General features: G+C 66.1%; 17 protein-coding genes and 1 pseudogene. 5 read left to right on the forward strand and 13 right to left on the reverse strand.

The window, feature by feature from the left end; all coding sequences use genetic code 11:
- Positions 1-149: 149 nt before the first annotated feature.
- The 7 genes from OG953_RS22985 to OG953_RS23015 form a co-directional block, all read right to left on the reverse strand.
- On the reverse strand, positions 150-3,029 hold the full coding sequence (locus OG953_RS22985) for an NACHT domain-containing protein (RefSeq protein WP_405686545.1): 2,880 nt from the start codon (positions 3,027-3,029) through the stop codon (positions 150-152).
- 377 nt (positions 3,030-3,406) lie between these two features.
- Positions 3,407-3,727: a MazG-like family protein gene (locus OG953_RS22990; RefSeq protein WP_405686546.1), complete on the reverse strand. Its 321-nt coding sequence runs from the start codon at positions 3,725-3,727 to the stop codon at positions 3,407-3,409.
- A 26-nt stretch (positions 3,728-3,753) separates the two neighbouring features.
- Positions 3,754-5,076 carry a UDP-glucose dehydrogenase family protein gene (locus tag OG953_RS22995; RefSeq protein ID WP_405686548.1) on the reverse strand — a complete coding sequence of 441 codons (1,323 nt, stop codon included), beginning with the start codon at positions 5,074-5,076 and terminating at the stop codon, positions 3,754-3,756.
- Positions 5,077-5,182: 106 nt separating this feature from the next.
- The gene (locus OG953_RS23000; protein ID WP_405691998.1) at positions 5,183-6,415 is read right to left on the reverse strand and encodes a hypothetical protein; all 1,233 of its coding nucleotides are present in this window, start codon (positions 6,413-6,415) and stop codon (positions 5,183-5,185) included.
- 191 nt (positions 6,416-6,606) lie between these two features.
- Positions 6,607-6,819: a hypothetical protein gene (locus OG953_RS23005; RefSeq protein ID WP_405686549.1), complete on the reverse strand. Its 213-nt coding sequence runs from the start codon at positions 6,817-6,819 to the stop codon at positions 6,607-6,609.
- Positions 6,816-7,262 carry a hypothetical protein gene (locus OG953_RS23010; RefSeq protein ID WP_405686550.1) on the reverse strand — a complete coding sequence of 149 codons (447 nt, stop codon included), beginning with the start codon at positions 7,260-7,262 and terminating at the stop codon, positions 6,816-6,818. Before OG953_RS23010 ends, OG953_RS23005 begins: the two co-directional genes overlap by 4 nt.
- Before the next feature lie 55 nt (positions 7,263-7,317).
- Positions 7,318-8,547 carry a helix-turn-helix domain-containing protein gene (locus OG953_RS23015; protein WP_405692000.1) on the reverse strand — a complete coding sequence of 410 codons (1,230 nt, stop codon included), beginning with the start codon at positions 8,545-8,547 and terminating at the stop codon, positions 7,318-7,320.
- Between the two features lie 481 nt (positions 8,548-9,028).
- Here OG953_RS23015 and OG953_RS23020 point away from each other — a divergent pair.
- Positions 9,029-9,213: pseudogene (locus tag OG953_RS23020) on the forward strand (transcriptional regulator); the annotation flags it as partial.
- Positions 9,210-9,767 carry a flavoprotein gene (locus OG953_RS23025; RefSeq protein ID WP_405686551.1) on the forward strand — a complete coding sequence of 186 codons (558 nt, stop codon included), beginning with the start codon at positions 9,210-9,212 and terminating at the stop codon, positions 9,765-9,767. The pseudogene OG953_RS23020 and the gene OG953_RS23025, both read left to right, overlap by 4 nt.
- On the opposite strand, the gene OG953_RS23030 is transcribed toward OG953_RS23025, so the two are convergent.
- The 4 genes from OG953_RS23030 to OG953_RS23045 form a co-directional block, all read right to left on the reverse strand.
- The gene (locus OG953_RS23030) at positions 9,768-11,468 is read right to left on the reverse strand and encodes a relaxase/mobilization nuclease domain-containing protein (RefSeq protein ID WP_405686553.1); all 1,701 of its coding nucleotides are present in this window, start codon (positions 11,466-11,468) and stop codon (positions 9,768-9,770) included.
- Positions 11,465-11,989 carry a plasmid mobilization relaxosome protein MobC gene (gene mobC, locus OG953_RS23035; RefSeq protein WP_405686554.1) on the reverse strand — a complete coding sequence of 175 codons (525 nt, stop codon included), beginning with the start codon at positions 11,987-11,989 and terminating at the stop codon, positions 11,465-11,467. Before mobC ends, OG953_RS23030 begins: the two co-directional genes overlap by 4 nt.
- Before the next feature lie 223 nt (positions 11,990-12,212).
- Positions 12,213-13,019, reverse strand: a complete 807-nt coding sequence (locus OG953_RS23040; RefSeq protein ID WP_405686556.1) for a DUF2637 domain-containing protein — start codon at positions 13,017-13,019, stop codon at positions 12,213-12,215.
- Between the two features lie 191 nt (positions 13,020-13,210).
- Positions 13,211-14,434: a DUF3631 domain-containing protein gene (locus OG953_RS23045; protein ID WP_405692002.1), complete on the reverse strand. Its 1,224-nt coding sequence runs from the start codon at positions 14,432-14,434 to the stop codon at positions 13,211-13,213.
- 307 nt (positions 14,435-14,741) lie between these two features.
- On the opposite strand from OG953_RS23045, the gene OG953_RS23050 reads away from it, so the two are divergent.
- From OG953_RS23050 to OG953_RS23060, 3 genes are all read left to right on the forward strand, one after another.
- Positions 14,742-15,227: a helix-turn-helix domain-containing protein gene (locus OG953_RS23050; protein WP_405686557.1), complete on the forward strand. Its 486-nt coding sequence runs from the start codon at positions 14,742-14,744 to the stop codon at positions 15,225-15,227.
- A gap of 188 nt (positions 15,228-15,415) precedes the next feature.
- On the forward strand, positions 15,416-15,634 hold the full coding sequence (locus OG953_RS23055; protein ID WP_014046958.1) for a helix-turn-helix domain-containing protein: 219 nt from the start codon (positions 15,416-15,418) through the stop codon (positions 15,632-15,634).
- The gene (locus tag OG953_RS23060) at positions 15,634-16,788 is read left to right on the forward strand and encodes a tyrosine-type recombinase/integrase (protein ID WP_405686559.1); all 1,155 of its coding nucleotides are present in this window, start codon (positions 15,634-15,636) and stop codon (positions 16,786-16,788) included. Before OG953_RS23055 ends, OG953_RS23060 begins: the two co-directional genes overlap by 1 nt.
- Positions 16,789-16,889: 101 nt before the next feature.
- Here the strand turns inward: OG953_RS23060 and OG953_RS23065 are convergent, their stop codons facing one another.
- The gene (locus OG953_RS23065) at positions 16,890-17,270 is read right to left on the reverse strand and encodes a hypothetical protein (RefSeq protein WP_266919135.1); all 381 of its coding nucleotides are present in this window, start codon (positions 17,268-17,270) and stop codon (positions 16,890-16,892) included.
- A 2-nt stretch (positions 17,271-17,272) separates the two neighbouring features.
- Positions 17,273-19,072 carry a hypothetical protein gene (locus tag OG953_RS23070; RefSeq protein WP_405686561.1) on the reverse strand — a complete coding sequence of 600 codons (1,800 nt, stop codon included), beginning with the start codon at positions 19,070-19,072 and terminating at the stop codon, positions 17,273-17,275.
- Positions 19,073-19,364: the final 292 nt, after the last annotated feature.

Below are 19,364 nucleotides of genomic sequence, written 5' to 3' on the forward strand. Positions count from 1 at the left end.
GCCAATATTCCGCGACTGGACACCCACCTGGTCGTCATCTAACACGACGAAGGCTTCGGCTGGGTGTTTATCGGCCCCTACGACGGCGTGGGCGACCCGGAGCACTTCAGATAAGAAATCAGGGCGTCTGAATGTAATCACTTCATTTTCTACTGGAGGTGAACTTCCAAGATGTCGATTTCACGCGCACACCACTTCACTACGAAATTCGCCCTGTCCTCAGGGAGAATGTCAAGCACCTGACGCAGTTTGGTTTCTCCGATTTCTCCTTTGCGGGCACGCGAAATTGCTCGATAGATGGAGCCTCGCTGGCCAGAAGTGAACCGCTTCCTGGTCCCGATCACTAGCTCCAGCAGGCGATCCCCACCCAACATTACGTTAAGAATCCTCAGGAATAGCTGATCGCTGTCCTCAGGGATCGAATCTGTTTCATCGTGTTCCCATCTGTGCATCCTCACCGTCTTCGCCCAGGGAGTTGGCGCTGCAAGTAGGAGTTCCAACATTCGCGCTACCTCCTTGCGCCAACCCTCCGGATTCGCCGACTCCGCGTCGCTGACTTCTTCAATCCCTTCAAGGGATTGCCCTCTATAGGTCATGAAGGTGTACAGATTTTCGGGGCTCGATGCAGCCGCCATTTTATGGTGACCGTCCTCGAAGATCACTTTCACGCCATGTCGCGAAACTACTTCATCAAGCGTGCACCTCCCCTTCTGGTACATTTTCACGGCGAACCAAGGTCCAGAAATGCAGAGATCTTCAACCTCCTTTTCGAAGGTATCAACAACTTGATTTTCCACTTCGTTCCAGTAGTTGCCGCCGCGGTCGTCGGCAGTTCCTGTGTAAGCCGTTAGGCTCAAGGCAAAGGCGAGACATTCAGTCTTGTCCGGCATCGCCGTGATTGAGGTAATAATCTGATCGGCAATCACTGGATGCAACTCAGCGGGCGCCTTCAAAAGGCCCCTAGCAGCAGATGAAAGCGAATACTTCTGCCTATCTTCAGGAATCGATCCGGCAAGAATCATCTGAAGGAAGTTGTCTGTGACGCTACGCAAAACGGCTGGGCGTAGATCCATGAACTCGACCGACCGCGCACAGAATGATGTGATTGCTATCCGGGCGCTACGATCGGACTCCTCTTTAACTTTTTCAAGTAGCGCCAGGATTGCCCCGTTCGACCCATCAAGGAGTCTCTCGTCGAGTGTCTGAATCGCGAGCTGCGCGATTACATCCCACTCTTGCACCCGCAATTTGGAATAGAGAACATCCAAGATCGAACTGACATCGCTGCATTCGCGTACGATCTGTCGTGCCGCAAAGTACTCGAGAAACGTGCGATGCGTAAAGGCGTAAAGATTGTTTCCTGCTATGTCTGTTCCTACGTCCGTCAGCACCCATGCGCGCCCACGGCAGTATTCTACAAACTGGCGTGCGGCGTCCTGGGCGGAATCGAAGTCCTCGTAGTATCGATCGTGGAGATAGCTGGTCGTGAACTGAACCAGTCTTTTCTCTGTGATTCCAGATGCGCCGTCGCTACTCTGCATCAGATTAAGCGCGAGAGCGAACATGGCATTCTGCATACCCCGCTCGAACGGCTTCTCTACGAGGATGCCACGAGAGGAATCCCACCTCTCGAAGAGAAACTCTGAGCAGCGTCGATACAACTCGGGCCTGTTTCGCGGAATATACCCAGCGCCCCTATATAGGGCGCACATGAGCCCCAGCATTAGCGGATTGCCGCCGAGGTCGTCTGCGTGTGAAAGCTCGTTGAGGAAGTTTTCAGCGAGCCTAGTGCGCTCGGGTTGACCTCCAGAACGCATCAAACCGAACCAGTTTCGCACGTAGGATTGGCGCTGGCCATAGGAAAAACTACCCAACGTCAATACCTCAAAGAGATCTGCGTCGAGAGGCGACAGGTCGTATCCAACCTTGCGCGAAGTGACCATGATCGGAGTTCCTGGATAGGCCAGCGAAAAGGCTTCGACTGCGCTAACCATATCTTGACGCAGGGCGGTGTTCGTCAATTCATCCATGCCATCAAAGATGACGGCGGCGCGAGAGTTGAGGAGAAGATATTCAATGCAGCCTTCCGGTGCCGGCGTTGAATAAAGTGCACCGCAAATCTTTTCAATGTACTCCACGATTGAGACTCGTGAGTTTTGGAAGTATTTCGCATAGTCACGCATGACGACCTTGAAAGGCGCCTTTGCGGCTGATCCGCGGTTCCTTCCTCGGGCCAAGTCAACGCAAAGTTTCGTAGCCAGAGTCGATTTGCCTCCGCCGGGATCTCCGAGGATGACCACGCGGGGGTAGATTTCAAAGATGTCCTTGGGTAGAAGCGGAGTTTCTCTGTGAAATCTTTCCTCGTTATCTCCCTCCTCTTTTAGGGTTGCTTGCACATAGATTCGATCGATGGCGATGCGACTACCCGAGTCAATTTGTGGAGGTCTAACTTTGTTCTCGGTCAGTGCAACCTGTCGACTGAAATGTTTATGAAATTCGTCATAGGTACGCAGATCATCAATCTTGCAAATTAGATCACAGTTTCGTGTGCTTGCCGCAGCTTGCGCTGAAACGACCCTTGCTGATGTTAGTGAGACCTTCTTCTCGGAATTTAGCTCTGCAAGTTTTAACGTGACAGCTGCGGAGAGATCGTCAAACAGGGCGTCGGAAACTGCCTGTAGATCATTTTGTGGAACAGTGCGATAAAGCCTCATGGATTCATTTAGAGACTTCCGTAATGCGGCAATTTCGCTTTTCTTGTTGGCGGACGTTGCGATGGAAAGTCGCAAGGTCAATTGTTCAAACTCTCCTGACTGGATGAATTGGGTAATCTTTTCTCGGGATGCGGGAGTTAGGTTGGGGATCTGCTCAAGTGCGACAGAGTGAAATGCGCTGGGTCCGGCCTTTATGGCGTTGCGAGCGGCAATCCTGTTCGCGATACCACCACCTGCCTGTCTCAAAAATCGGCCAGCAAGCGTTCCCAAAGTGGAACCTACGGCTCGACTCGCAGCCATCGAAATCGGATCCAAGGTGTCCCCCCCCGTATTCGGTATGCCGATCAACTGATCGGCAGTCTAGGGCGGTGCGACCGGACATGGGCGTTGAGTTAGAGGATTGCCTCAAATCGGTTGGCTGAAGCCGTGGAACCGGCCGCCCACTCACAGAGGCTTTCTCCCGATCACGGTGCTCGCTCCAACCTCGCGACCGGTGCAGCCGGGGCCAGAACGGGGCGACGGCAGGAGTGCCCAGGCGCTGGCGGCGAGCTGTGAATGCGGGCCAGTAGAGCGAGCCACCTTGATGAAGTGTGGAGAGCCGTACAGCGCTCGGCTCAGGCACCTGGCGCAACCTGTGCCCGGCATGGCCGCCGACCGCGCCTTGTGGGCGCGCGGCCGACGGTGTCCCGTTCTCAGGCCGCAGCTGCGGCCTCACGTCCCCTGCGAGTGCGCCGGTGGAGGATCTCGTCGAAGGTGGCGCGGGCGCCAGTGGGGTCGATGTAGTGCATGGCCAAGAGGGCGGCGATGACGGCGCCGACGAGGTCGTTCTGCACTTCGGACCAGGCGTGGTCGTCGCCGCAGGTGGTGAGGCCCTTCAGGCCGTGCAGGGCCTCGCCAGCTTCCTCGGCGACCTTGCCGAGCTGGAGGCTCTTGAGCTCCTCGTCGGGCAGATGGGCGCCAGCCGCTCGGCAGACGGCGGAGAGCTTCTCGATGTTGTCCCACAGGGTGTCCACGTCGGACCTCCGATCGATGGGTTCGGCTATTCCTGAGCGGGTCGTCCGAGCTGGCGTACGGTCCATCCGGCCATGCGCCAGGCGTCGCCGTCGATGAGGTTGCGGAGGTCGACGATGACCGGGTCCGCGACCAGTGGGGCGAGGGCCTTGGGGTCGGCCTCGCGGAAGTGGGGCCATTCGGTTGCCAGGACGATGAGTTCGGCGCCCTGGACGGAGTCGTCGAGGGTGTCGGCGTAGTCGAGTTCGGGGTGGCGGCGCAGTGCGGTGGGTACGGCGTGCGGGTCGTGGACGGTGACGATCGCGCCGTGCTGGTGCATGAGGGCGGCGATTGCCAGGGCGGGGGATTCGCGGACGTCGTCGGTGCCGGCCTTGAAGGAGGCGCCCCAGACGGTGACGCGTACGCCGTCGATCGGGCGGCCGAGGGTCTGCTCGATGAGCTTCAGGGCAGCCGTGGGGCGGGATTCGTTAACCTGCTCTGCCGCCCGCAGGAGGGTTGCTGCTTCGGTGGCTCCGAGGGTGCTGGCTGAGGCGGTGAAGGCGCGGACGTCCTTCGGGAGGCAGCCGCCGCCGTAGCCGGGACCGGCGTTGAGGCCGCCGCGGCCGATACGGGGGTCGAGGCCGATGGCTTCGGTCAGTTGCTGGACGTCGGCACCGGCGGCGGTACACATGTCGGCGACGCCGTTGATGAAGGAGATCTTCATGCCGAGGTAGGCGTTGGCGGCGCCCTTGATGAGTTCGGCAGTGGCGGGGTCGGTGACGAAGAGCGGGATCTGGTTTCGCAGGAGCGGTGCGTAGACCTCCCGCACGACGTCCTCGGCGCGGGCGGAAGGGACGCCCACGACGATCCGGTCGGGCCTCAAGGTGTCCTCGATGGCGTGGCCCTCGCGGAGGAACTCGGGGTTCCAGACGACCTCCACCTCGTCTCCATCTGGGGAGAGGCGGGCGAGGAGAGCAGCGAGGTCGCGGGAGGTGCCGACGGTGACCGTGGACTTGCCGATGATGACGGTCGGGCGGGTCAGGTGTGGGGCGAGTGCACGGGCGGCGCCGAAGACCTGCCCGGTGTCGTAGCTGCGGCCGTCCGCGTCGATGGGTGTGCCTACGGCGAGGAAGTGGACGTCGGCGAACTCGGCGGCTTCAGCGAGGCTGGTGGTGAACCGCAGCCGCCCGGATGCGGTGTGAGTGGCGAGGAGTTCGGGCAGCCCCTCCTCGTAGATGGGGCTCTCGCCGGCGTTGAGGCGGTCGATCTTCGCCTGGTCCAGGTCCACGCCGATGACCTCGTGGCCGATCTCGGCCATGGCGGCGGCGTGGGGGATGCCCAGGTGACCGCAGCCGATGACGGATACGCGCATGGGGCCGAAGCTCCTTTCCCTGTTCTCGCCCGCCCGGGGAGTCCGGGCCGGCCGGGTGCGTCACGCTAGCGCCACTACTCGGCCCAGTCCTCTTCGTGCAGGTGGATCAACCGGACTGCTGATTCAACAGATTGACGAGCGCGGGCAGAGCCTCGGCGGCAGTCGCCCGGCACACCAGGTCGCCGTCCTGGGGCCCTTCCAGCGGGTACGGCATGAACTGGCCGTCGTACCAGAAGCCCTCCGGATCCAGGTAGACGACCTGCATGCCGCGTTCGCGGGCGCGGACCTGGACCTTGCGCCGGTCGGCGTGCAGGCCGACGACGAGGAGGGCCTTGGCGCCGTCGACCCACTCGACGTCGGGCACCGCCTGGTCGTACCGGCGCATGAAGCACTCGTCGAGCCCGGTGCGGGCGGCCAGCACGTCGAAGTTGTTGGTGATGACCGGACCGACGAGATGACCGGCGTCCTTCAGCTCCTTAAGCGCCCACATGGCCGGGGTGGGCTCGGCGAGGAAGCAGGCGCGGAACATCTCCACGAACTCCGCAGTCTTCTCCTCCGGCTCGGTCAGTACCTCGTGGAGGAGCGTGTCTGCCGTCGGGGAGAGAGTGAAGCGGTGTTCACGCGGCTCATGACCTTGGCGGTCGGTGACCCGGTAGATCTCGTGGAGCCGGTGCAGGGGCGGAATCCCCGCCTCGACGGATGTGCCGCAGCCGATCTCCACCTGGAAAGGCCGCAAGTCCGCGAGCACGGACAGGTCCGGGACGCGGGTCGGCGTGCCGGGGCGGTCTTTGAACCGGATACCGGTGGACAGTACGTTCCACGGCAGTTGCCGGACGGAGGGCGGAGGCGCGTAGGCCACGGAGGCGATCTGCACGTCCAGGCTCTGGTAGCCGGCTGGAAGGATGCGGCCCGCGGCGGCGTCCTGGGGGTGGACGTCGTGCTCGGTGATCCGGCACTTCAGATCCCGCCGTGTCCATAAGAATCCGCCGGGGGCCTCCCTCCAACCACCGGCGGCGAGCGAATCCAACAGGGTGTCGTGGTGCGCGGCGATCTCACCGGCCGGTGCGGACGCGGAGTGATAGAGGTACAGGTCGGTCAAGCCGATGGCCGGAGCCGCCGTGGTGGGTACCAAGCCGTACCGGTAGCGGTAGTGGATGATCCGCCGCCGGGCGTCGTCGGAGGCCGCCCAGCCGGATTGGCCGGCCGTGGCCTTCTCCTGGGTGCGGCGCCAGATGCCTTCCTCGATGTAGCGGGGACGGTCGGCGTCGCCGAAGTACGTGTTCCAGACCTGCTGCTGCTCGGGAACGAGCTGGTCGATGACGATGTACGGGATGTCCACGAACCCTCCCTGGAGAATCACGCGTGGATGTTCCAGATGTCTGACGGGGGTGCAGGCCGTCCCGCTCCGGGCAGCCGAAGCCGCGAAGCTGCGCGGAGCGGGGCGGTTCTTTCAGCGCCGCTTGACGAGAGAGCGGCGTGGGAGGCTCCGGCGGCCGGGCACGGGCAGGCGGCCCGGGCGCCGGAGCGGTCTCAGCGGTCGGAGGGCGGGCTCGCGTCCGGTGCGACGGCGGAGGGACGGTGACCGGCGCCGTCGAGGAGCGGGTCGGCGTGCTCACGCAGTGCCCAGGCCGGGCCCACCAGGCTGGCGACGGCCAGGAACGTGAGCGCGAGCCGGCCGCTGCGGTCGGACCGTACGAGGAGGGGCGCGGCGTGTCGCCGATGGCGGCGACGTGTCCTGGTCACGGGGTGCCGCCGAGGGCGCGTTCGTGGGCGTCAAGGAGGCGGCTGGTCTGCGCGTGCAACCGCTCCAGCTCAGTAGAGGTGAGGATGAGCGCGCCGTCGAGGGTCGAGCCGTCATCGAAGTGGAACTCGACGGGAACCGACCCTTGCCGGGCCCTCGGGTCGTAGACCGCGTCACGGCCGGGCAGCAGCGTGGCGTGGGTGGCCTTCACCGGCACGGGTCTGAGCGTCGTCCCGTCGGCAGGTGCTGACCACTGGGTCCCGCCCGCGGGCGGGCGCAGGTGGTAGGTCGTGGCGGAGCCCTCACCAGGGAGGGCGACCACGACCCCCACACGGTCCTCGCGGGCGCTGTCGGTGGCGAGGTCGCCAAGCCGGGGAACGAAGGGAGCTGCGGTACCTAACCCGGCTCCCTGCGAGGGAAGGTGGGGAGAACGTCGTCGCGTCATGCCCTGAAGTTAGGGACAGGGCAACCCTCGAATATGAGCCGGAGGAATACGACCCCTATCCGTCGAGGTGAAAGCGGTCGGACATGCGCCGCAGCTTCTCGCGCGTAGCTGCCCGTTCGGCGTAGACGATGCTGCGAAGCATTGAGCGGGCGATGGGGTGGTTCCGTACGAGCTGGGGCGCGATCCGCTCGGCGGTCTCCAGCTCGACCAGGGCCTTGGCCCGGTTCCCGTCCCACAACCAGGCTCGCGCGACATCCATGTGGTGGTGTCCCTGACGGGAGTTGGGCAGCGATCCCACCAGTCCCGGGCTGGTACGACGGTGTATCTCCAGCGCCTTGCCCTGCTTGCCCATTTCCAGGGCCACGCTGATCGCGTGGATCTGTACGTTCCCGGCGGAGAACGTCAGTGAATGCCGGTCGTACACCGGTGCCCCGACGTACGCGTCCATGCGTTCGGCGGCGTCCTTTGCGTGTCCGATGCGGTCCTCCGCCTCCGAGGCGCGGCCGGCTCGGGCGGCGGAGACCGCTGCCCGCAGTTGCAGTGTGCCCCAGGCCCGTACGGCCAGCGGATCGCCGCCTTCGTACGCCTGCTCCACCGAGGTGATCGCCTTGTCCGAGAGCGTCAGCGCGTCAGCCCAGTCGGCCGTGGCCCACATGTCCCAGACCCGCATCCAGTCCGCGACCGCAGGCAGCACCGGATCCCCGGACAGGCGGGCCGACCACGCCGCCCGCTCGCATGCCATGGCGACCAACTCGGGGTGCCCGAGGGCATGGGCGGCGGTGTGCGCGAACTTGCAGCACACCGCGTAGATGGCGTACGCCTCCTCACGCTCGTGCCCCTCCGACACTTCCGCCAGGGCCCGCGCCTCGCGGAACAGGTCCGGCAGGACGCGGAGGATCGCCACGTTGGAGGCGGTGTCCCGCAGTCGGTGGAGCCGCGTCACCTCACGCCACAGCTGTGACGTCGGCCGTGGAGTCCCGTCGAAGACGGGTGCGAGGTCGTAGCGGCGCAGCTCGCGCAGGATCGACGAGGCGGAAACCTGCCACTGGTTGTCTTCGGGGGAGCTGTTGTACGGGCGTCCGATCAGGTCGTTCGGATGGACGTGCAGCTCGGCGGCGACTTGGTTGAGCAGCCCGACCCGGTCCAGCTCGATCAGGCCCCGTTCCATCTTCGACACCCAGCCCTGCGACTTACCCAGGGCCGTCGCAAGGTCGGCCTGCGGCATGCCCAACCGCAGTCTCGCTCTGCGAACGCGCCTGCCGATCTCCTCGGCTTCCTCCAGCATCAGGACACCTCCCAGCCGCCGGACCACCCGGCGCGATCGCCGGTCCGTCCGTACAGAGTTCGTCACCAGTACGGTACCCATGACGCGGATCGCGTGTGAGGCGAGCTGCCGGGGCGTGGGTGTCACAGCTGTGTTCCCTGTCTCGCCATGAGCGGTTGGCCCAACAAAGGCTGGCGGGAACTTCGGCCTCATCAGCGATAGGTTCGCCCGAACCAGGTGCCAAGTCCTCTGCCGGCGCCGCCATGCGGCAGAGGATCATGCTGGTGAGGAACAACCACGTCGCATTCCGCCGGAGGCAGCCAGTGACCGTCGTGACCCTCTTGCACCCTGGATCCAACTGCGGGACTTACCCAGTGAACAAAGCGGGTGTCCGGGAGTGTCAGGCCCGCGCGGTCAGGTTACTGAGGAGGACGCGCCTGTGGGCTGAGGCTCTCTCCGGCGGGAGATGAAGGTGGCCATAACCCCTCCAGGCTCGGTGAGCGCCTACAGCCAGCAGGGCCGGCTCGCCGACGGATACCAGGCGCTTCGTATCGCGGAGAGCTGTGCGGCACAGGACATCCGGCGCCCGGCCACCGGGAGCTGGTCGCGGACATGGCTGCCCGCGATCGTCGTCGTACGCTGCCTGAACTGCGCCTGTTCAGCCGTCAACTGGGAGTCCCCGCGTGAGTGAGCAGCCCGACCAGCCGGCCAAGAAGCCGTTTCTGTACGTTGTCGTGTGTGGGTCGGGCATCGCCGGTGACGTGGGTCGGCTGATCGCGGCGGCGCAGGACACCGGCTGGGAGGTGGGCGTCGTCGCCACGCCGCAGGGCCTGGGATTCATCGACGCGGCGGCCGTCGAGGCGCAGACCGGGTACCCGATCCGTTCGGCCTGGCGGTCTCCTGGCGACCCACGTCCACTTCCGGCTCCGGATGCGATCGCCGTCGTCCCGGCCACGTTCAACACGATCAACAAGTGGGCGGCCGGTATCTCGGACACCTTGGCCCTGGGCATCTTGTGCGAGTCGTACGGCTTCGGTACCCCCACCGCCGCCCTGCCGTACGTGAAATCCGCCCAGGCCGCCCACCCCGCGTACGCCGAGAGCCTGCGGAATCTGCGCGCGATGGGCATCCTGATCGGCTCCTACGAACCCCATCCCCCCAAGGCCGGCGGTGGCGCGGACTGCTTCCACTGGGAGGAAGCACTCGACCTGCTCACCCCCAGGGTGGCCGCCCAGGCGTGATCACCTCCGCCGAGGCCGAGAGGTAGCGGTGGGTGTGGCCGGTGCCGCAGGCTGCGGGGGAGCTACGGGGCGTGGAACGGTGCTGTGTGCCTGTGCCGCGAGAGCTCGCCGGCTTGGAGCGGGCCTTTGCGAGAGCCGTTGTACGCGCCAGGCCAGTGTGCGTGCTGGGGAGCGGGCGTCGTCGAGGGCGCGTTCGTCTGCTGCCTGCTGCAACAGGCGTCCGGGATCGTGTCCTGCGGTCTCTGCGTCGGCCAATGCGGTGGTGAGCGCATCGGTAGCGGGGTCGGCGAGGATCTGGGCGGCGTGGGTGGGTGTGGCCTGGCGGATGAGCTGGGCGTACCGGACTGCGATCTTCTGAGGCGGTCGATGCTGGCTGGCGCCAAGCAGGTGCCCGGATGAGGTTCGGTCGTAGGCGGTCTGGAGGTGGAGCAGGGTCTGGTGGGCGGCTGCGGTCTGCTGGTTGTGCTGTCGTTGGTCGTGCCAGCGGGCGGCGGCGATGACGGCGAGGAGCACGGCGTCGAGGAACATCGCCAGGAGGGCTCCGTCCTTGGGTGTTGGCTCATGGAGCATGGATTTCACTGCCCCGCGCAGGGCGCGGGCGTGGTGGTGTTCGGCGTGGATACGTGAACGGGTTGCCCGTTCGAAGGCGGAGGCCGCTGCGCGGAGTTCGGCACGGATGTTTGGCGGTGCGGTGAGGGCTACGGCGTCGAGTGCTTCGCCGAGGGCGGCCAGGTGGGCCTGGGCGGCTTCGGCGTCCGGCCGGCCGAGGTGGTGGGGGATGCGCTCTGTGGCTGCGGTGGCTTGGTGCCACGGATGCGGCCGGAGGTGTCCCTGGGGGTTGCCGACCGGAATGTCTGCTGCGGCGAGACGGCTCTGGATTTTCGGGAGGGAGAGGTCTGGCGACAGCGTGGAGCCGGAGAACCACACCGGTTCCCCTTCGGCGTTCGTGTCGTCTTCCAGGGCGACTTTGTAGCCGCGTGGTTCTCCGGAGGGGAAGTGCAGGACCTCGACGAGGACGCCGTTGGTGTGGGTGAGTAGTCCGAGGAACTCCTCGGTGTTGGTGGCGGCAGCCGCGGCCGTGCGGACGAGGGTGCGCAGGCGTATGCGGGCGGGCTTGTCGTGGCCGGTGCGGTGGGCCTTCTCCTGCTCGGCGCGGGTGGGCCGTTTCGCGGCGGTGCGGTCCCCGCGTACGACTTGGAAGAGGCCGTATTCCTTCTCGATGGCTGCGAGTTCGCGATCTGCGGTGAGGTAGTCGTTCCAGTGGCGTGCGGTGCGCAGGTCGCCTCGGACCTTGGTGGCGGCGATGTGGATGTGGTCGGGGGCGTGGCGGACGGCGACCCATCGGCAGCCGTCCGGGTCGTCTGTCGGTGCGATGCCGGTGGCGGCGACGACACGGCGGGCGATGTCCGCCCATTCGGCGTCGTCGAGGAGGCGGTCGCCGGGTGCTGCACGGACGGAGCAGTGCCACACGTGCTGCTTCGGGGCTCGGCCAAGTCGCTTGGCCTGTTGGACGCGTAGGTCGAGGTCGGCCACGAGGAGCTTCTTGGTGGCGGCGATGTCGTCGGTGCGGCCGGGGTCGGGTGCGAAGCCGTCCCAGGAGGCGACCAGGTGCGGGTCGGTGTGCTCGTTGGCCCGACCGGGGCCGTAGAGGTAGCGGATGAGGCCGGCGGTGCTCTTGCCGCTGCTGATCTTCGCGATCACCGTGGCCCCTTTGTGGCGGCGGCCTGGTTGGTGGCTGCTGCGATGTGGCGGACGGTGGTGCCGACCGTGCCGAGGAAGCGTTCCGCTCGGGCGAGGAGTGCGGTGTCCCCATGGTGTGGAAGGCCGCCGGAGTTGAGCTTCTTGGCGATCTGGTTGACGTTGTGGCCGATCTTGGCGATCTCACCGCGGAGGGCTGTGAGTTCGTCGATGTAGTCGTCGAGCTGAGTGCGCTGACCGGGCAGTGCGAGGTCTCCGTGGACGTGGGCCATGACGACAGCGCCGACGTAGTGGGCGGCGGCGATGTTCAGCGACCGGGCCACGGCGAGGATCTCTGTCTTCTCGTCGGTGCTGTAGCGGACGTCGACGCGTTCTTTGCGCTGGGTCTCTTTGCGCTGACGGCGGCGGGCAACTCGGTGCAGTGCGGCGGCTTCGGCGGCACGCTTCGGCAGCACGGTGCGGGTGGCGGTGTCGACGGGCTTGTTCCGGTCGGGCACCCCCTGGTGCCCGACGTCCTCCGCCACCCCTGGGGCGGAGGCATCTGCGTTGGACCGGCCCGTGGACGGTCCAATGTCATACCTTGCTCCGCCTGATGCCGGGGTGGCGGTCGGCTGCTGCTGTGATGACGAGGGTTCGCGGTCGAGGCCGTGCATGTGGGCTCCTGCAAGCGGTGGTGGAGGGAGAGGGCCCGTTCCTCCCGTGCTGATTCACGGGAGGAACGGGCTGGGGTGACGGGGGATGCGGGGTTCAGCCGTTGCTTGTGGTCACGGCGTCGAGTTCGACCTGCAGCAGGTCCTTGACCTCGTCCAGACGGCTCCGGGAAATACCGAAACCCTGGTCCCTGACGGTCTTCTCGATGTTGCGCCGCGAGGCACGGCCGGCTCGCCCGAGGGGAGCCGTGCGGCCGATGGCCACGGCCTGCTCCAGGGAAACGCTCGGCTGCTTGCTTCCCGGCTTACCGGGCTGCTGCGGGGCCTCCGCCTCGCGCTTCGCGAGTGGCTCCGGCACGTCGTCGTCGGTGTCCGTGGCGGGTGGCGGCGCGAGCTCGCTGGGCGTGTGCCCCTCGGAGGATTCGTGGCGGTCGTCGGTGTTGTGGCGGTCAGGGGTAGCGGGGCGCCGGGCGACGAGGAGATAGAAGTGGACGGCTCCGGCCAGGGCGAGCGGGGCGATGGCGGAGATGACTCCGACGGTGATGTCGTCGAGGGAGAGCCCGTTGTGGCGGGTCTGCTGGTTGAGGCGGATGGCGTGCAGGACGTTGGCCCAGATGCTTGTGGCGGTGGCGATGCCGACCAGCGCCGAGACATAGAGGCGGGCGGAGAGGGGCGCGGTCCGCAGGACGAGCAGGGCGCCGATCCCGATGGCGATGAACCCGTCGATGACGAGCGGGAAGGCATAGGTGAGCGCCCGGTGGATGTGGCTGGCGGCGGCCATCTGGCGCAGGGCGTCGTAGGACAGTGCGAAGGCGGCCACGGCCAGCAGCGACACACCCGTGCGGATCGCAGTGGCCAGCGGCAGCGGGGTGGACGGTGCCATGACGATGGTGGGGGAAGGCAAAGGGAAATGCTCCAGGGGTGCAGGGTGTGGCTGATGTGGCCCTGAGGGCGGGGGAGACCCGTCGCGACTCGTTGCATGCCTGGTCAGGGCAGGTACGGGTGGGGCGGTGATGTCGAGTCGACTCGTCACCGCCCCTCGACTCGTCACCGCGCTGACCTGCGCGGGGACGAGTCGCGACGGGTCGTGCCGGGTCAGGCCCCGGCTGTGGCTTCCGGTGCGGGTTCGGGGCAGTAGCGTGCCCAGGAGTCGGCGAACTGCTGGCGGGTGAAGCCCTTGGCCTGGACGTTGCCGTGGAAGCGGTGATTCGCCGAGCTGATGCCGTATTCCTGGAGCAGGATCTGCAGGCCCCGGGCGGTCAGGCCGTTGGCGGTGTACTCCGGCCAGGGGGTCTCGTCGTCCTTGTTGAGGATGTCGAGGAGTCGGCTGGTGCGGAGCATCGGCGGGTTGCCTTCGGTGGTGAAGGCGCGGCGGATGTCGGCCAGGAGACGGATGCCCAGGCTGCTGCGGTCCTGGTCCTGCTCGGCCTCGTGCTTGGCCATGACCCGGCAGGCGGTGCGCGCGAGGTGGGGCCACCTCCCGCCGGCGAGGTCGGCGACGGACACCAGCGGCTGCCAGGTGTCGGCCGCGCGGTCTTCGACCGGCATGGCGGGGGTCAGCTCCATGGCGTCGGTGTGGAGCGGTGCTAGCCAGGCGGCCAACCGGTCGCGCAGCGCGTGGAGGGGCGGGGTGTCGCGGTAGGTGCGGAACTCCGCCACCTTCTCGCCCGGCCTGCGGCGGCGCATCCGGATGACGATCGATCGGTCCATGATCGTGTCCGGCAGGTCACCGATGCCGGCGAGGGCCGCCATGGCGAAGGTGGGGAACTTCGCGACCTCGTGGTTGGGCCCGGAGACCCGGAGGGTGGGGCGGTTGCGCTGGTGCCCCGCGTTGAGCAGACCGCGCATCTCCTCGTTCTTCTCCGCGACCTTCGCGGAGCCGAAGAGGGTGTCGGCCTCGTCGACCAGCAGGGTGGGCGGTGTGGCGGTGATCGACCGGAACACTGCGGCGGCCGACGCGTTGACCGTGATCAGCGGATCGTGAACGCTCTCGGTGATCACGTCCAGCAGCCGCGACTTGCCGCACCGCTTCGCCGGCCCCACGACGGCCAACCGCGGAGCGTGCTGCCACGCGGTCTGCAGGTGCGTGGCCGCAACCCACAGGGTCACGGCCGTGAACGCTTCCTTGCTCGGCAACACGACGTAGCGGCGAATCTGCTCCCGCAGCTCCGCCAGCACCGCCTCGCCCTCGGACTCCGGAGCGGGTTCGGGCTCTTCTGCGGACGGCGGTACGGGCTTGGTGGGGCGGCCGGGTATGGCCACCGGCGGCCACACGGCGGTGGTCGGAAGGGATGGCGTGCTCTGGGCGGGATCGTCCATACTGGACATGTAGCTCCTCCGCTTGCGGGCCAATGGGACGGCAATCCCGGCCTCGCAGGTCAGTCGTTCAGGGATGGGCGGCATGAGGTTTGCGCTTTGAGCCCCTCGGTGTTGCGTCACCGGGGGGCTTTTTGTATGTCGGGGCTGGTTGAAGGCATGCCTCAGCGGATCGGTGCGGTCTGCTGGGGTGCTTTACGGTACCACGGACTATGCGGATCGCATAGCGCTATGCGATCCGCAGAACGGATGTTAATCTTGTTCCATGCCGCAAAACCGGCGGTACACGCAGTGAACGGGAGGAGGGGCAATGCCGGATGACGAGGGAACCCCCGAGGGGGTGCTCCTCAGCGGCGAGGAGAACGCCGCCGTGCGGGTCAAGCTGGAGCGCGAGAAACGCGGCTGGAGCACCACCACGCTGTCCGACCGCATGAACGACGTCGGCTTCGACATGAACCCGTCTGCGGTCTGGCGCATCGAGAACCGCAAGCGTCGGATCAACCTCGACGAGGCCATCGGCTTCGCCGAGATTTTCGGCGTCCCGCTCAGCAACTTCGTCGGGCCGCCCAGTCTGGCGACCATGGGCCGGGCCATGGAGCTGATCGACAACGTCGTAGCCGCCTACAGAGCCTCCAACCGTGCCAACCACGAGGCACGGAAGGCCCGCGACCAGCTCGACGCCTATCTCGCCGAACACCCGGACATCCGTAAGGAGGCTGACGTGATGGTCTCCAACGCCATCGCCACCGAACTGATGAAGAGCAACGAAGAGTACGGCCCCGCCTCCGACGCATAGCGGCTCACTCCACCTGGCGCAGCGGGAACGCAAACCCTCGCTGTGGCCGTCCTGCCCATCCCATCCCTGAACGACACGAGGCCAGGCGCGGGGTTGCCGCCCCATCCGTCGGCCGGAACCGGAGCACTCACTTGCGCCATTCGGCGATACCGCACGCCCCTGTTCAGCGCCCACGACCGCAGGGGGAGGTGACCACTACCGACACCCTCCTCACCGTGGAGCAGGCCGCCGAGCGCCTCGGCACCGGCGTGCGCTTCATCCGGCGACTCATCCAGGAGCGCCGCATCCGCTACGTCAAACTCGGCAAGCCCGTACGGATACCCGAGAGCGCCATCGCCGCGTACATCGAGGAACGCACCGTTCCGACTCTCGGCGACGCGCGTTCCCGCTTCGGGAAGGCCGCCTGATGGCGGCCCGCAAGCCGCAGCGGCGGCGCGAGTTCGGCACCGTTCGTCAGCTCCCGTCGGGGCGGTGGCAGGTGCGCTACTGGGCCCCGGACGGCAGCCGCCGCACCGCCCCGGAGACCTTCGAGACGCGTACCGATGCCCAGACCTGGCTCACGCTCACCCAGGCGGACATTGAGCGCAAGCACTGGGTGGACCCCGACGCCGGATCGGTCAACTTCGAGACGTACGCCATGAAGTGGGTCGAGGAGCGCGGGCTCTCCGCCACCACGGAGGAGCTGTACCGAAGGCTCCTGCGCCTGCACCTGCTGCCCGAATTCGCCACGGTGAACCTGGACGACATCACGCCGCCGGGCGTGCGCACCTGGCGGGCCGAGCGGTTGGGGGCGACCGGTGCGACGACCGTCGCCAAGTCCTACCGCCTCCTCAAGGCCATCATGGAGACGGCGACCGACGACGAGCTGATCCGCCGTAACCCGTGCCGGATCAGGGGCGCCGGCAGCGAGAAAGCCAAGGAACGCCCGACGGCCACCGTCGAACAGGTCGACGCGCTCGCCGACGCCATGGGACCGAGGTGGAGGCTGATGGTCTACTTCGGCGCCTACGGGCCCATGCGCCCGGAGGAGCAGGCTGCCCTTCGACGGCCCGACGTCACGCTCGAACCCCTCGCGGTCAAGATCCGTGACGCCGCACCTGAGCTGACCACCGGCCGTCGTGTCGAAGGCGACACGAAGTCGGCCGCAGGAAGGCGAACCGTCTTCCTCCCGGCCTTCCTGTACATCGAGGTGAAGCGTCACCTCGACTGGTACGCCGAGAAGGAACCCGACGGGCTCCTGTTCGTCGGCGAGAAGGGCGCTCCTTTTCGTCGGTCCACCTTCGGCCGCAAGTGGCGCAGGGCCCGATCCAAGGTCGGCCTGCCGGAAGGCTTCCGCTTCTACGACCTCCGCCACACCGGCCACACCCTGTCCACCCAGTCGGGAGCCACGCTCAAGGACACGATGGTCCGCGCTGGCCAGTCCTCGGAGAAGGCGGCGCTGATCTACCAGCACTCCGATGGTGAGCGGCAGCGGGAGGTTGCGTCGGGCATCGACGCCCTGGTGCAGGAGGGACGCCGGAAGATGGAGGAAGCGCGCCGCTTGGCTGCACGAGAGAAATAGGCGGACGTGGGCAGGGCCGGTCGGCCCTGCCCACGTAGCCGTGACGCTTGGCCTCCAGCTGGCTTTTGGCCTTCTCGCAGCAAGAAGGGCGATCGGGTTCTTCAGCTGAGAAGTGCCTCGATCGCATTTCGAAGTGATCCGGCGAGCGAGGTCAGGGACGTGGCGGACCCGAGCGCGAGGCTCAGCATCTCCAGGGTCTCGGTGAGGCGGCGCCCGTCCGGCGTCGGCTCGCGTAGCTCCTCGTCAATTCTGGCTACGGCCTGGCGGCAACTGTCGATGCTGTGCACTTCGTCAGCGTGTGTGTCGAGGGCAGCTACCAGCTCGGCGAGTCTGGCCTGTGCAGCCAACAGCCTGGGATCGTCTGCTGCAGTCCCCGAGACTTGGACTTGGCGCATGTCACCACCGACTCTGCCGGTGTTGACCTGGTTGCCGCTGCCGGTGACGTTGGTGCCACCACCAGCGTTTGCTCGCCCGAATCTCATGATCAACCTGCCTTCTCGGTTCTGTTTGCCGGACCGCCAGGCATGGGGCCTTGTTGCATGCCGCCGCCCATATTGCCGGTGTTGACCTGGTTGTTGTCGCCGCTGATGAAGTTCTGGGTGATGGCGATGGCCTGACGTTTGAACTCGCCGGTCGCCAGACCGTGGTCGGCGAGAAAAGCGCTCACCGTGCTGAACATCCGCGATTGCAGGATCGACACGTAGCGCTGCACGTCCTCGGTCTGGTGCATGTCCTCAGTTGTCTCCCGACCGCAGTGCTCTCTCAGGCTCACCGGCCGGCCGTCGTCTTTCTCGCGGACAGCGGCAGCGGCCGTGGTCACAGCGGTCAGCAGCCCGAGGCCGCGTCCGATGGTCGTGTACACCCGGGACGCGAGCGCCACGGTATCTCCGCATGCGTGGAGTGGTGTTTCTGCCAGTTTCCTGGCGAGATCCCAGCCCTTGGCGGGCGTTACGTTTGCCGAGGGAAGCAGCGGTGCCAGGACGTGGGGGCGGGTGACGAAGTGCAGCGTGTTGCCTTCCAGGGCGGCATGCGCGAAGACCGTGACGACGATTTGGCCGTCCCAGGCGACGACCTGCGCGGCGAGGTATCTCCGGGAGAAGTGACCGGTGGGCGCATCCCGGGCTTCGGTGCACATCTCAGTGGCCTCCGGCCACTCCGACTTATCGCCGCCGCCTCCACTGCTCTGGCCCAAGCTCTTCCACCGGCCCTCGGGGATTCCGAGGAACTCGGCCACATCGCAGTTGGGCAGGGCGTGGGTTTCGACGAGAGCTCCGCGAAGCTCCTCCAGCTCGTCGCGCACCTTGTCGAGCAGCTCGTCCGCCTCGAATTTCTGACTTGCGTCGAGGTCGGACAAATCAGCTGTGGCCAAAGGCGGGTCGTCTTCTTCATCCTCACTGGTGCGGGCTGACGTGAGCTGGATACGGGTGGCGCCTCTCGGCCACGAGTCGAGGCCGGCTCCGACGAAGCGATCCACCCTGCCTTCCCTGCGGTACGCGATGCTTTGCCACTGCTCAGTGACCTTGTGCGCAGCGATTCTCTTGGCGGCGAAGGGAGCGAGGAAGGGACGTGTGGCGATGTGTTCGCGGCCAGGACGCAGCGACTGCACGTAGGCGTGGCACGTCCAACGGTCGAGCAGGTGAACGGCAGTGGTGGCGAGCAACAGATGCGGCGCGACAAGTAAGCCTTCCAGGACGGCATCACGCAGCAGCGGGTGATGTGGTTTGGCGAGATTCCAGAGGGCTAGTAGCGCCGCAACAAGGAAGACAGCTGGAACGAGTGCACTGAAACCCCATCGCGCGATCGCCCGGCCAGCCCGCCCGGTGAGGAACTGCCACAGCAACACGGCGGCGACGATTGCTACAAGGCCTCGTGGATGTGAGCCCGCCAGATAGACAGGCGTTGCCAGCAACAACGCGCCACGGAGCCGACGCTGCCTTCGTGCCGCAACGCTGTGTGTGAGCACCGGCGTCAGCCCGAAGCCGAAGGACGGTACTGGCCGCTTTCGGGCGTACAGCATGTTGGCCAAGGCCCACTGCGCGAGAGACTCGCCGGTGAATTCATCCAGAGCCCGGATAGGACGCGGGGGCCTTCCTTGGATCTTGTCCTGCCATCGTCCGAGCCAGTCCTGTGCTTGCCCGATCCGGTTGACCCGCTCATGCACGGAGCCGGCCAATCCTCGGGTGACCGAGTTACTGCTCGGCACCTCATCCCGTTGCGTGTACTCGGTCCGGGCGGGGCGCTGTCCGGGCACGTAAGCGATTGGCTTTCCGGTCACGGTATCCACGGGGACTCCGGGGATAGCGTCCGGCTTCTGCGGGCCGGTGGGGTGCTGGCTGCTTCCGTTGGGCGCCATCGCCCTCCACGACAGCAGCATCTGCCACCTCCCCCGAGGACGCTTCTTATGAGGACCACACCTTCTGGCATGCGGCCCCTACTTCGCTGGTGAATGACCGTGTCTGACTCAGAAGCACCTCAGCGTCGGCCGACACGCAACGATTCCTCGGCGCCTTGAAACCGGGTGGTAAACGTGCTCTCGCATGCGGCTGACACAGCCGATCCGGCGGAGTGGCCCAAGT

This window comes from Streptomyces sp. NBC_00057, assembly GCF_045041165.1.
Taxonomy (GTDB): domain Bacteria; phylum Actinomycetota; class Actinomycetes; order Streptomycetales; family Streptomycetaceae; genus Streptomyces.